Consider the following 13,166-nt stretch of genomic DNA (forward strand, 5'->3'; position numbering starts at 1 on the left):
TGGGAGATACCACTATGCTGACCCTCAAAATTGTTGTCTATATCGTTGTTAGTATCTTTGTTGGCTTATTCGTGTTTGGCTTTTTGTCAAACGATCCATCTCGTAACCCTAAGCGACGGGATTTAGAGTAAACTAGCGTTCGCTTCATCCTTTAGTTTATTGAAGGGCGAGGCGTGCCTCGCCCTGAAGAGTTTCAGTGCGGGGAAAAGGGCACGTCTCAGATCTGTCCCTTCGACTCCTTACTGTTGAAAGATGCCTCAACCAGTTCAGCCACCTGAAATACCTGCAATTATTGAATTCGTCACCTTTGAGGATGAAGTACAACTTAATAAGTTCTCCCTTGAACCCTCGGCAACGCTACCAAGCCGAACACTTCCAGCAGGGGTACTCGCTACACCAACCCCCCCAGAAACATTCGCACCAGAGTCGAGTTCATTGAGGGTTGAAAGAAGTGCTAGCTTGCTGGGTTCTCGGATTTCTGCCAATCATTCCTCACTACCTGTAGCCGTTGAGCCAAGTGGACAAGCACAAGTTAGGGAGAGTTCTGTCCCAGCTTCTCAGTTAACCAACCAACTCCTAACTGCCTCACCATCCTTAGAGCATGGCGAAGCGGAAGAAAATTCTTCTATCCTAACGTCGGAGGCTCCTAACGTAGTAACGACGGACTCCAATGCTTCTAACCTAGCTAGTGAGCGTCCGTCTACAACGACTTCCCTGACACCATCAGACACAACGTCTAATACCTACGAAGTTGCCCCAAAGGTTAAGCGTCTGATCACTCAAGAACGTGGTGGATTAGTTAGAGAATTTGAGTTTACTGTGCCTACAGAGACAGAGACTCAACCCTCGCCCAATGAGGACGTTACACCAGCACCAGATGAGGGTGAGGATGAGGTTGAAGATGAGGCACCTCCTCCACTTCCTGCAAGTCCTGATGCGACTACCACGCCAACTACACCCTTTGGCACAGGTGGTGTGATTGAACTGACAGCAGATCAGCAGGAGTATGATGAACAGCGACAAGTCATTACAGCAACGGGTAATGTCATCTTACGGTTTCGGGAAGCCTTACTCGATGCTGATCGTGTTGAAGTCAATCTGCCAAATCGCATTATTGTTGCTGAGGGTAATGTTGCTCTCACAAGAGGAGAGCAGGTACTACGGGGTGAACGGTTTGAGTATTATTTTGTTCAAGATAGTGGTGTCATCCTAAATGCTAGTGGCGAACTGTATACACCGACATCAGGTACCGATTTTGACATTTTTGCCCCGACTGATGGCAGTACTGGTACTGTAGTTAACCGCCCTGTAAGCGATCGCATTACGAGCAACCAACCCCTAGGGGGAATCACCAATCTACAGGGTTACTCCTTCTCAGTTGGCGCAGGCAGTGAAATCAGCAACGTGGCAGCACCACAAACGGGAGGAACCCTAACCCAGTTCCGTTATATTGCCGACCGAGTTGACTTCGAGGGTTCAGAAGCGATCGCCACGAATGTCCGGATTACCAACGACCCCTTCTCACCGCCAGAATTAGAGTTACGGGCAGATACAGCACGATTTAGGCGGGTTGAACCGTTGGTGGATGAAATTGTTGCTTCCCGACCCCGCTTGGTATTTGATCAGGGCTTAGAGCTACCAACATTCCGCAATCGTGTTGTGATTGACCGTCGTGAACGGGAACCCGCTTTATTTAACTTTGGGTTTGATAGCGAAGATCGTGGTGGCTTGTTTGTGGAGCGTACTTTTGAGATTGTCAACACTCCAGCCGTGCGATTTAATGTTACGCCACAGTACTTTCTTCAGAAAGCAGTCTTTGAAGAGGGTGTCATTGACCCTTCTGTCTTTGGTGTGAGAGCGCGAGTTAACGCAACTCTGAGTCCTCGGACAACTGTTGTAGGAACAGGGATTCTGACCAGTTTCGATCTAGGTGAGTTAGAAGATGAACTCCGCGCCAGTGTTCGACTACAACAGGGGATTGACATTATTAATCTCCCTCATACCTTAAGTCTGGAATACAGCTATCGCAATCGCCTCTTCAATGGCACCCTTGGTGAGCAAACTGTTCAAAGTAGCCTAGGTGCCGTCCTCTCTTCGCCTAACATCCCGGTGGGCAACACGGGTGTTAACCTGTCGTATCAGGTAGGCGCTCAGTATATCAATGCTGACACTGACCGACTAGACTTGCTCGAACCAATTCGGGAAAACAACCGAGTCAGCTTGGGACGCTATCAAGGTGTTGTCTCCTTGAGTAAGGGTTTTTTGCTTTGGCAGGGTGAAGGCTTACCCGCTACTCCCACAGAAGGATTAAGATACACCCCAGCACCTGTAGTTCCCTACTTGTCACTGGGTACAGACCTCACAGGTGTGGTTAGTGCCTATAGCAACGGTGAGACGCAGGAATCCCTCAGTGGAACCATTGGACTAGTCGGGCAAATTGGACATTTTTCCAAGCCTTTTCTAGACTACACAGGCTTTAATATCAGCTACTCCCAGGTTGTGCGTAGTGGCTTATCACCATTCCTCTTTGACCGAGATGCTGATACTAGCGTACTTTCCGGAGGCATCAACCAACAGATCTACGGTCCATTCCGAGCAGGTTTTCAGACATCAATCAGCTTAGACAACAATGAACAAATCAGTACAGACTACTTTTTAGAATATAGCCGTCGCACTTACAACGTCCTCCTGCGTTTTAACCCAGTTTTAGGACTTGGTTCCCTTAGCCTACGGATTAACGACTTTAACTGGACAGGTAATCCAGGTTCATTTAGCGGTGCAGACGTTCGCCCTGTTGTACAAGGAGTCACCCGCTAACTTAGGCATCGTATAAAAAATACTCTTGGGCTTTTCCAGTTTCTGACTCGTGTCAGTTGCCAGTAGTCAGTTTTTTTGGATTATTCACCACTGACTACTGACAAACAATCTATAGCAAAAGGCAGAGGGTAGAAGGCAGAAGGCAGAAGGCAGAAGACATGCATATTGACGGGTCAAGGTTTCAGTAGTTGGCGAGAGTCAAGAGTAGCCTTAGCGACGGCTCTAACTCTATCAACGAATTCGTTAAGTAGGGATTCTCTAAAGTTTAGTAATCAACAGGTTCTTGTTCATTAAGATTATCTTTTTTCAAGTCCCTTTTTGATTTAAAATCTTTAGTCCAACAGCGCTCTAATAGCTGAATATAGTCTTGAATCCAACAGTGTTCTAGTAGCTGAATTCTGTAGAGATACCAAAACAGAAATGGATTCAGAACTGTTTTACAAGTGGAACTAAAAAGCGGCTGGTTGAGATATTGCCAGAGAGGAAATCTGACTTTAAAACCACTGTGCTTTGCATTCATTGTTGAGCAATGTATCTGGAATGTGCAGGAGAGTTAGAAGAAACTTTTATCCCTTCGTTGAAGACGAAGCTTATCAAGTTTCTTGCAAAAGTCAATCGCTATTCTCTGTAGTACTATCGCGCTTTTTTGGAGGTTTATGCACCCTTGAACAAATTTCGTCGTCTTTGCGCGATTTGTAGTGCGTTTGAGCAATGCACCAGGCTCCAAGGTGTTAGGAGAGAAAGATGTTCCTTCCTTCGTTATCGGCATTACGCACCGTCTACATAACGTGATGTAGACGGCACTAGAACCTGTAGAGATAGATCAAAAATTCAGTTTGTTGGCACAACAAATACTGGAATTGTTGGTTCTTGAGAAGGTGGAGGGGGTAGGGTTTGAGGGCTAGTGGTAGGCGTATCTCCTGGAACAACTGGCTCAGCTTGTTGTGATGTTGTGGGTACCACGAACACAGGGGTTCCGGAGCCTTGAGCAGGTGCAGGCGGTAGAGGTTGTGGTCTGGTGGCAGGACTACCTACTCCAGGAGGAGTTGTTCCAGCTTGTGGCTTGGTGAAAATTAATTCCCTTACAGGTTCCGATATCGGGTCTGATGGTAGAGGTTGAGGACTGGGGGGTAGCGCTTGAGGGTTGGAAGGGTTGGGATTAGACTCGCGAGTATAGGGAGTGGCTGAATCATTGGTGAGATAGACGTGACCTAAGGTTTTTCCTTGGTAGGTTCTCTTTGTAAACCGCCAACCTGGATTGAGAAAAATTTTCTCAAAGCCATCACCTAGACCCATTGTTCTGCCAATTTCAATCTCTGGAGCTTTACGGTCTGTACGGTGAGTGCCAACCAGCAGCAATTCTCCGTTACGCTCAACAAGCCTAATGAGGTACTGTAAGCCCATATCTTCCCCATTCATGCGGATCGAATAGCCGTTGCTATCTGTTTTGCGATCGCATATGCCAGTGAAGTTAAAATTCAAAAGAAGAGGATCTACACTGACTGGGTTACTGCCGCTTTCACTCCAGCAGGGCTGTTTGTTTGAGATTTGCTCGATGATTAAGAGCTGATTTTTGTTTTCGCCGTAAGGGGCGGCTACAGCAATGAGATTATTTTGGTCGAGTTCTATGTTGTCAAAGGTGGCAGCCGTTGTCGGATTCAATGCCCCTACGCTTAAGAATGAAGCTGTAGTGAGTGCAGCGACTTGGAGCCATCGTAAAGTATTCATGATTCAAGCAATTAGACTAATTCTTGTAGTTTAAGTAGACGCTTAGCGAGCAATTTAGCTCCCTTTTTTTGAGATTTTCCACCTTAGAGTTCTATGTAGAAATCAAAATTTAGGGAGAATCGTTTGGGAGCGCTTTAACCAAAAAAGTAAGAACAGTCTCATCAACACCCTTGAGTTCAAGAGGACTGAACCTAGTGATTGCGTCATCTTCTAGATAATCTGCCACAGCAGCTGAGACAAGAATAGAATTCGGTTTGGCGGCTTCTTGCAGGCGTGAGGCAATATTCACAGAAGGACCAATCGCTGTATAGTCTGACCGTTCTTCGCCTCCGAACATTCCTACGACAGCCGTTCCCTGATGAATCCCACAACGAAATTGCACGGGTGGAGGACCATTTCCACCAACAATTCCTTGTGCTTGCCAGCGTTCGTTGAGCTGATCTAAGGAACGAAGCATTTGCCGCGCTGCTCCAATTGCCCGTCGGACCTGCTCATTGGGAGTTAGTTCCTCTGGGGCACCGAAAATTGCTAAGATTCCATCTCCCATGAACTTATCAACGGTGCCGCCATTATCAAACACGGCATGAGTCATAGATTCTAGGTACTCATTAAGCAACTCAGCGACACGACGCGATCGCAAGGTGTTCGCTAACTTGGTAAAGCCAACAATATCACTAAATAACGTCGTGATTAGGCGAGGTTCCGGACGCAAATCCAGCGATAGTTCACCCCTCGCCGCTTTCTCCACCATTGCAGGTGGTAAGAAGCGTCTTAGCACTGAGTCTGTTAGATAAGTATTCAGTTCAATCACTCGTTGCTCATTTTTCTGAAGTGCTAGCAAATTCCGGACTTCTGCCAACAATTCCCGGTCGTTGAAGGGTTTAGAGAGATAAGCATCCGCTCCCTCTTCTGTACCCTCAATTCGTGTTGCTTCATCAGCTCTCGCGGTGAGTAGGATAATCGGGGTGCCTCTCAACTCCTCTGAGCCACGAATTAGGCGAATTAAATCTAATCCTGATACTACAGGCATCATCAAATCCGTAATTATCAGGCGAGGACGATGCTCCTGGGTCATCCGGAATCCTTCATCCCCATTGTGAGCCAGCCAAACTTGATAACCCGTTTGACGTAGGATGCGAGATACATAGTTCCGTAAATCTGCGTTATCGTCTACTACCAAGATGCTTGCTTGGCGATTCGAGATTGGGGATGAAGAAGATCGGGTGAGTTCTTGTCCAGTTTCCCCCTCCTGACTCAGGCTCTGGTTTCCTTCATCTTGAAAAAGTAATTCAGGTTCTAGATCAGCTAATTCTACAGCAGCGCGACTAGACTGAATTTCTATGGGGACTTCCAGTACTTGCTCCAGTGGCAGGTGGGATGTACCTGTCTGTAACCAAACCGTGAAAGTCGTGCCTTCTGAGTAAACCGATTCTACAGAAATTTGACCTCCGTGAAGTTCCACCAGTTCTTTCACCAAGGCAAGTCCCAAACCACTGCCTTCATGACTTCGATTCAGTGACCCTTCTGCCTGTCGGAAGCGCTCAAACAAGTGAGGAATTTGTTCTTTACGAATACCAATGCCTGTGTCTATAACCTGCATCCGTACATGGTCACCTGCGGGTTCTACCTTAAGAGTGATACTTCCGCCAGCATTGGTAAATTTCATGGCATTTGACAGCAGGTTATAAAGCACCTTGTCAAATTTTTCCATATCTAGATAAACTGACCCACAAGGTGTTAGTTGGGTCGAGATAGATATGTTTTTTCTCTCACAATAGGGTCGAAAGGTTTCAACAATTTGGTTAACAAATTTGACTAAGTTACAGGGACGGAAGCTGGCTTGCATCCGACCTGCATCGAGTCGCTGGATATCAAGTAACTGATTAACTAACCGCAATAAACGTCGAGAATTCCGTAGAGCGATCGCACTTTGTTCGTAGGGTAAATCTTTGTGTTGCTCCACAACGGACTCTAGAGGACCAATCATCAAGGTTAGAGGTGTCCGGAATTCGTGGGAAACATTTTGGAAAAACTCCGTCTTCTGTCGGTCTAATTCCAGCAACCGCTCTGCTTGCTGACGAGTTTTCTGATAGAGTCGTGACTGTTGAACTGCGATCGCGGCTTGAGCAGCAACGGCTTGTGCTAAATCAATTTCTGACGAGAGCCACTGGCGAGGTTTGTAGATTTGGCGCAGCGTAATGCTACCAATAATTTTGCCCAAGCCTCGTCCCGACGTTCCTGGTGTTGATACCACATCATAAGCACTATCGCTAGCACTAATACTATCGCTATCGGAAAGCAACGGTACCACTAATAGTGCCCGTGCTGGCTGCCGCAGGGGTAGGTCAAATCCATTCATTTCTGGAGAGAGTGCCAAGTCATTGATCACCACTGGCTGCTGCGTAGTCACAAGCTGCTGTAATACTGGATTCCCAGCAATGGGAACAATCGACTGAGGCAATTGACCTGAAGGAATGGGATGATCGGGAGAAAAGGGGGCAGAGTGATTATTCTCTCGGCTTTTTTCTGAGGTTAGTGCTGCGTGTACCCAAGGAATACCGTTTTCACTGGTGGGATCATCTGCCCATCTTTGGATTTCTCCATCTGGCTCAGTTCCTAAGACTTGTGCTGATTTTCCGTCATACAAGCCAACACATTGAACAAACTCATCCTCTTCTCGCCATAGAGAAAGGGCACAGCCGTCAACCTGTAGTGCTTGTCCTAATCCTTGAGTAATTGCCGTGAAGATTTTTTGCGGATCTAGTGTTGAGCGAATCGCTGTTGTGATGGTGTTGACAAGTGCCTGTCGAGTTGCCAAAGCGCGAAGTTGCTCATAGGCTCGTGCTTGGGAAAGGGCGAGAGCGGCTTGATCGGCAACCATGACCACTAACTGTATTTCGTCATTTTGCCAAAAATAAGGCTCCCCGCATTGATGCAAGGCTAGCACCGCCACCAACTTCTGTTGACTAATCAGGGGTACCACTAAGCTTGAGCGGATATCTGCTTGCTGATAAGCGATCGCACGTTGTCGAATTTCTGAGTTGTCATCTGCAAAGCGCTCATCGGTGAAGACATCGTTGATCACTTCAACGTCCTGAGTTTCCCATACGGTCTGTTCTAACGATGAGGGGTAAGGAGATTGAAGATTAGGAATTGGCGGTTGGGAGGATGTGGATGAGCTATTTTTCTCTTTTTTGATTCCCTCATCTGTAGTCCCTTGTTCCTTTTCTCCATTCTCAGAATGCAGTGAAACTTGATTTTTCTGGTAAACGAACCATTGATCAACTAATCGCTCATCTTGGAAAGGACGCAGAAGGCAGATATCGACCTCCATGAGATGACCCACTGTTTCAACAATCCGTTGTAGGATTTCCTGTAGAGGAGAGCCACCACTTCCCCCATACTGGGCGTTGCGAATTGTATTAGTAACAGTATTGAGGAGTGATTCTCGGCGAAGCGCTCGACACAGTTCTGCTGTACGAACCTTGAGAACGTTATGGGTATCCATGGCTTGCCGCACCACGGCTCTAAGTTCATCAGCATTCCAAGGTTTAGTGACGTACTTGAATACCTTACCGGAGTTGATGGCTTCTACCAGGTCTTCAACATCGGTGTAGCCAGTCAGGATAATTCGGATAATATCCGGGTATTGAGTCGCGGTAAGACTCAGAAACTCAGTGCCGCTCATTAATGGCATACGCTGATCAGAGATGATTACCGCGACATCTCCTTCGTTTGCCAAAATCTCTAAGGCAGCAGGCCCGTTGTCTGCTCTCAAGACTCTGTACTCTCGATGGAAAGTCCGATAGAGCAAGTCAAGGTTATCTGGTTCGTCATCGACAACCAGAAGTTTGGGCCTAATAGTTTCTTGGGATCTCATGCACCGCTCTCCTGCTGCCAGGGTTTGTCGGATAAAAACAGTCTGCACACTTTTGACAGATTCTCTTCTTTTTAGGATGGCTGACTCGGTGAGCCAGTACGACTAGGGTCAGTAGTCCTTAGAGGCGGTTTATGCCAGACTTTCTGGCTCGTTCCGAGAGACTCCGGATTTGTAGGTTATTGGTTGTGCACCCCAATTAATCTTAATTTTTGTTTTCCAGTATGGTTATATACTTTGGCAAAAGTGATGGGAGAGAGGTAGCAATTGTCATCTGTTGTTTTCTAGCTCAAGGGCGAGGTTTCTTTTGCTGTGATTTAGGCAAACGCTAAACGTGAGGCTTAGTTCCGGCGATCGCACTTTGAGTGAGAGCAACAGTAGATAAACCTTACACCCCTCACCTTCCAACTCGTAAAACTGCACTTGCAGCTATGTTAGTTCTTTACGTTTGCCCACTAGAAAATTGCTTCTAAGGTTTTGGTGTGCTAACCCGTGCTGACTGCTTTGATCACCGTTATAAACCCTGCTCTTCTTACACTAGTAGTGAAATCAGGCTGTTAGAAACATACTTTCATGATCTTCAGCCATCCGGACGATGGGAATTTGATGCTGTGTCTTGGGTATTGGTTATTCGATGCACTTTGTACAATACTATCCTTGTTCCGCTCCGAAAGCATTGAGACGGGAGCTTTGGTGAAAAATGGCACCCTGAAAAACGCACGGTTGTTGTAAAATCGCCTGACAGACTTCTGTTGCCTTCTAAAGATTCATAAGGGTTGGTTATTAGTTCAGGGCATTGCCTGTCGCTTCTATAGCGTGTCTCTACCAGCAGCTAGTGTCTGTAAAACGCTCTGCTGATGGGAGATCCTGCTTTTGATATGAGAGTAAAATTTAGATGCATCGCATGAGTTTTCTGGAAAATCTTAGTCCTAAGACTCCGAGCTAAGTACAAACCAGCAAGCTTGAACTCTCGGCTATTGGCTCACCAGTCTTTTGCCTCTCCAGTTGATTAGAGGCTGAATGCTTATGTTGCTCAAGCGATTTCTTACTGACATTTGTAAATTTTTGATACTTTGTTTGTATTCAACGTTTTCAATTGTTTTATCTAGTCAAATATTTTTGTGGTTGTGAACCTCTGCTTCTCTTTCTTAACGTCCTACCAACCTACTGCTGCGAGTCAGGATACCTCAGCTGCTGATGCATCCCACTTCACAATTCGTACAGCTCAAGTTCAAGATCTAGCTAGTCTGGCAGAAGTGTTGACCGATAGCTTTCACTCTCGGAGCGGGATTATGGGTTGGGCTTACCCGGTGTTGCGATTAGGAATTTACGAAGATTTACGCAATCGACTTCGCTCAACGGCACCTCACTATGTCTGTTTAGTTGCCCTTGCTGTTATGTCTGGTGTCGGTGGTACCCGTGAGGAGCTAGCAGGCACTGTAGAAATTGCGCTTCGCTCTCCTTCTTCCTGGCAACCCCGTCGCTCTCAGTATCCTTACATCTCTAACCTGGCAGTGAGCAAGTCGTGTCGGCGGCGGGGAGTAGCCAAGCAATTGCTCTTGGCTTGTGAGCAAACAGCTGTAGATTGGGGTTTTCCAGATATCTATCTCCATGTGCTGGAAAATAACCATCAGGCAAGGCAACTTTATCTCAAGGCTGGATATCAACTGCACCAGATTGAGCCTAGCTATGGTGCATGGCTCTTAGGGCATCCTAAACGCTTGTTATTACAAAAGCACCTAAGTACTACTCCAAACTCGTGAAAATTTGTTGAATCTGATACAAAATAGGATTGAATCAATGAAGAGAAGAAGAAAAAGGAGCTGAATGAATAAGGAAGATTGCAAGTCTGTGTTTCCACTTGCAGCTTTACAATTGCTTTAAAAACTTCCTCTTTTATAATGTCTTAACAATTGGATAGGCTAATCTTAACAGTAGAATCTACTGAACACAATCTTTCATGCACCTAAGCTACATGCCATAAAATAGAGTAACAAAGCTGACGAGCAATGATACTGAGCTGAGGCAAGTTTGTCGTGATGATTGCAAACAGATGGTAGACTAATTCTCTCTTCTTGTACGTCCTCAAGAACTTACCCCAATTGAGTTCGTCAGTTGTGCTTTCAGTCTGGGTGTTTCCCTACTCGGAGAAATTAAGCAACACGAGTTGAGATGGATAGCGAGAATAAACAGCGTTGCCAGACAGCTCTTTATGAAGAGGAGGTGCTTGCCCGCAGTACAGGTTTCGCCAACTCTCAAGGCTATGGTGGCATGAATCAGGAAAGCCTGAACCCCCGCAAGGATCAGATTCAAGACTCACAGGCATCAAAAATCCTGGCACAGCTGCACGACAAACAGCTGTTGATTGTTAATAGTCGGCGTCGCAACGGCTTAATTCTTTATAAGCGACATCATGCTGAATTTGCAGGACCTGGGGCAGCTGTAGGAGGCGTTTTTGATCTAGATTGCCAGCGAGTGTTGCCAGTTGGGAATCTCTCGTTGATTACCCCTGAATCACCGGATGAGCGACAGCGAGCTTATTTGATTCGGCGGCAGTGGATTAATCTGACTAAAAAGATTACAGAGAAGTCTGTGCCCTTAGAACGTGCTCAGATGATTCTCAATCAGTTTGATAATTACTTTGACTCTGAAACCATTGCCCAATTGCCAGATGAAGCCTTCGCGCTGTTGGTAGGTGTTTTACCCCATACGATTGGGAAGGTGCGTAACACGGCTGACCGTGTGGATGTCATTGAGACTTAGGATCATGGATTGATTGACCTCCAATTCCTGGGGTAGGGACAGGGCAATGTGATGGTTCTACAGGTTTTAAATTTTGTAAATTATTTAACCCCATATTCCCAAGTAAGCGCTTTGTGAGTACAAAAACTGACAGAGCAACAAATGAGGGTTTTGCTTTCTCAAAGACCTCATGCCTACGAAAGAGCGCATTTGTCAAGTCCTAAAACCTGTGGAAATTTTGGTGATGGTCATGGGAGTGCGTCTGCTGGTCTACACTTTGGCGAGAGCAACAGTGTGAGCGCTACATCTAAGGCAGAAAATGACTTACAAAAGTAATGCCAAAACTTAAGTCAAAGAAGAAAGTCAAAAAACCTTTAAATAGCGACTCAACTCTAAGCTTAAAGGAACGTCTAGCCAAAAAGCGGAAGGCACAGATAGCACGTAAGGAACTGATTCAATTCCTAACAATCAATGTCTTCCTTGCGGCGGTTCTTGGTATCGTACTCAGTCTAGTTGTGGGTTTAAAAGCAGGTGTTGCTGCCCTTGCAATCCCATGTCTAGGCTTCGCTTATAAGTATCCCCGTCAAGCACTTTGGTTTTTTCTTTTTTATCTCCCGATTAATGGTACTGTTACCTACTGGTTAGGTGGAGGAAATGCTGTATTTCAACTCGCTAAAGATGCTTTTTATCTTCCTGCCCTCATTGCCTTAATTCAGCAGTGCCAGCGCAAAAAGCAACCAATCCTAATTCCCAAAAAGTTGATGACGACTTTGGGTATTCTCTTAGGGTTATCTCTCCTAACGTTGCTTTTTGTCAATGGGTCTTTACAGTTGTCTGGCAGTGAAGAGGGAAAACCATTTTTTCAGGGCATTTTAGGTCTTAAAGTTTTAATTGGATATGTTCCCTTAATATTCTGTGCTTACTACCTAATTGAGACTAAAAAGCACTTGCTCTTTTGTACTCGACTGCATCTAGTAATGGCAATTGCTTGCTGTGTCCTGGGCTTAATGCAGTACTTTATGCTCGTTACAGGTGTATGTGCTGGCACTGATCATCTTTCTGGAGCTGATTTATTTAAAGCAACTCTAGAGGCTAAATGTTTTGTCGGTGGCGCTTTGGTTTATAGCCCCTCACAAGATATAATCCGCTTGCCAGGAACATTTGTTTCTCCTTGGCACTGGGCTTGGTTCCTCATTGCTAATAGTGCTTTAACATTTGCAAGTGCCTTTAATGACCCTTCCCTTTTCTGGCGAACTGGTGGTTTAGTCGGCATGGCATTAGTCTTTATTAACGCTGTAATTTCGGGTCAGAGAATTGCCCTTGTCTTAGTACCAATTGTCATTGCCATCTTGCTGATTCTTACAGGACAGGTGGCGAATCTTAAACGGTTTTTACCAATTGGGGTAGGACTCGCTCTGGTGCTAGGAATTGCTGCGACAACTAATCCAGCAATTGTTCAGGAGCGATGGGATAGTACAGTCAGCCGTTGGGAAGCTTCACCCCCCCATGCCTTTATCTTGGGGCAATTTGATTGGGCAATTAACGAAAAGCCAGGGTTGTTGGGAAAAGGTTTAGGACGAGCAACGAATTCTACTCGAATCTTTGGTGAAACAAAGCTTGTTGAAACGTTCCACCCAAAACTCCTCTATGAAATCGGTCTTTTGGGTTTGTTGGCATTCCTAGCTTTTGTGACGCACTTAACGATGATTACGTTTAAGGAGTATCGTTCTGTCCGGGACAAAAGCTTAAGGAGCTTTAGTTCAAGTTTTTGGGTGTTTGTCCTGATTATCAGTTACTTTCCCTATTGGTATCCTTTGGATACAGACCCAGTCGCTGTCTATTACTGGTTCTTTGCAGGCGTAATTTTAAAGTTGCCAGAAATAGACCGCCAAGAGATGGAAAAGCTCAGATTGGTAGAGGAGAATGAGCCTCAACCGAAAAAGAAGCGAAAAACCAAGGCATCTAGAAAGCAGACTGTTGCCAAACTATCTTCGTAACAATT

Annotated in this window: 7 protein-coding genes; 5 read left to right on the forward strand and 2 right to left on the reverse strand. The window is 45.8% G+C overall.

The genetic code is table 11. The annotated features are described in order from the left end of the window. Positions 1-14 precede the first annotated feature (14 nt). Positions 15-131: a photosystem II reaction center protein I gene (locus tag H6F98_RS28825; RefSeq protein ID WP_192222171.1), complete on the forward strand. Its 117-nt coding sequence runs from the start codon at positions 15-17 to the stop codon at positions 129-131. Between the two features lie 121 nt (positions 132-252). After that, positions 253-2,817 carry a DUF3769 domain-containing protein gene (locus tag H6F98_RS28830; RefSeq protein ID WP_192222172.1) on the forward strand — a complete coding sequence of 855 codons (2,565 nt, stop codon included), beginning with the start codon at positions 253-255 and terminating at the stop codon, positions 2,815-2,817. Between the two features lie 831 nt (positions 2,818-3,648). On the opposite strand, the gene H6F98_RS28835 is transcribed toward H6F98_RS28830, so the two are convergent. After that, complete coding sequence (locus H6F98_RS28835) at positions 3,649-4,545, reverse strand: DUF3747 domain-containing protein (RefSeq protein ID WP_192222173.1); 897 nt, start codon at positions 4,543-4,545, stop codon at positions 3,649-3,651. A 109-nt stretch (positions 4,546-4,654) separates the two neighbouring features. After that, complete coding sequence (locus H6F98_RS28840) at positions 4,655-8,425, reverse strand: response regulator (protein ID WP_192222174.1); 3,771 nt, start codon at positions 8,423-8,425, stop codon at positions 4,655-4,657. 1,124 nt (positions 8,426-9,549) lie between these two features. On the opposite strand from H6F98_RS28840, the gene H6F98_RS28845 reads away from it, so the two are divergent. The 3 genes from H6F98_RS28845 to hpsL all read left to right on the forward strand — a co-directional run bounded on the left by H6F98_RS28845 (position 9,550) and on the right by hpsL (position 13,161). Further along, positions 9,550-10,185, forward strand: coding sequence for a GNAT family N-acetyltransferase (locus tag H6F98_RS28845; protein WP_313929963.1), 636 nt, complete (start codon positions 9,550-9,552; stop codon positions 10,183-10,185). Positions 10,186-10,594: 409 nt separating this feature from the next. Then, positions 10,595-11,185, forward strand: a complete 591-nt coding sequence (locus H6F98_RS28850; protein WP_192222176.1) for a hypothetical protein — start codon at positions 10,595-10,597, stop codon at positions 11,183-11,185. Positions 11,186-11,499: 314 nt separating this feature from the next. Then, positions 11,500-13,161 carry a hormogonium polysaccharide biosynthesis protein HpsL gene (gene hpsL, locus H6F98_RS28855; protein WP_192222177.1) on the forward strand — a complete coding sequence of 554 codons (1,662 nt, stop codon included), beginning with the start codon at positions 11,500-11,502 and terminating at the stop codon, positions 13,159-13,161. Positions 13,162-13,166: the final 5 nt, after the last annotated feature.

It is taken from the genome of Microcoleus sp. FACHB-SPT15 (assembly GCF_014849525.1).
Lineage (GTDB): Bacteria > Cyanobacteriota > Cyanobacteriia > Cyanobacteriales > Coleofasciculaceae > Symplocastrum > Symplocastrum torsivum.

Coding starts and splice junctions, on each gene's coding strand:
- H6F98_RS28825 (WP_192222171.1), top strand. CDS start 15: ATGCTGACCCTCAAAATTGTTGTCTATATCGTTGTTAGTATCTTTGTT.
- H6F98_RS28830 (WP_192222172.1), top strand. CDS start 253: ATGCCTCAACCAGTTCAGCCACCTGAAATACCTGCAATTATTGAATTC.
- H6F98_RS28835 (WP_192222173.1), bottom strand. CDS start 4,545: ATGAATACTTTACGATGGCTCCAAGTCGCTGCACTCACTACAGCTTCA.
- H6F98_RS28840 (WP_192222174.1), bottom strand. CDS start 8,425: ATGAGATCCCAAGAAACTATTAGGCCCAAACTTCTGGTTGTCGATGAC.
- H6F98_RS28850 (WP_192222176.1), top strand. CDS start 10,595: ATGGATAGCGAGAATAAACAGCGTTGCCAGACAGCTCTTTATGAAGAG.
- hpsL (WP_192222177.1), top strand. CDS start 11,500: ATGCCAAAACTTAAGTCAAAGAAGAAAGTCAAAAAACCTTTAAATAGC.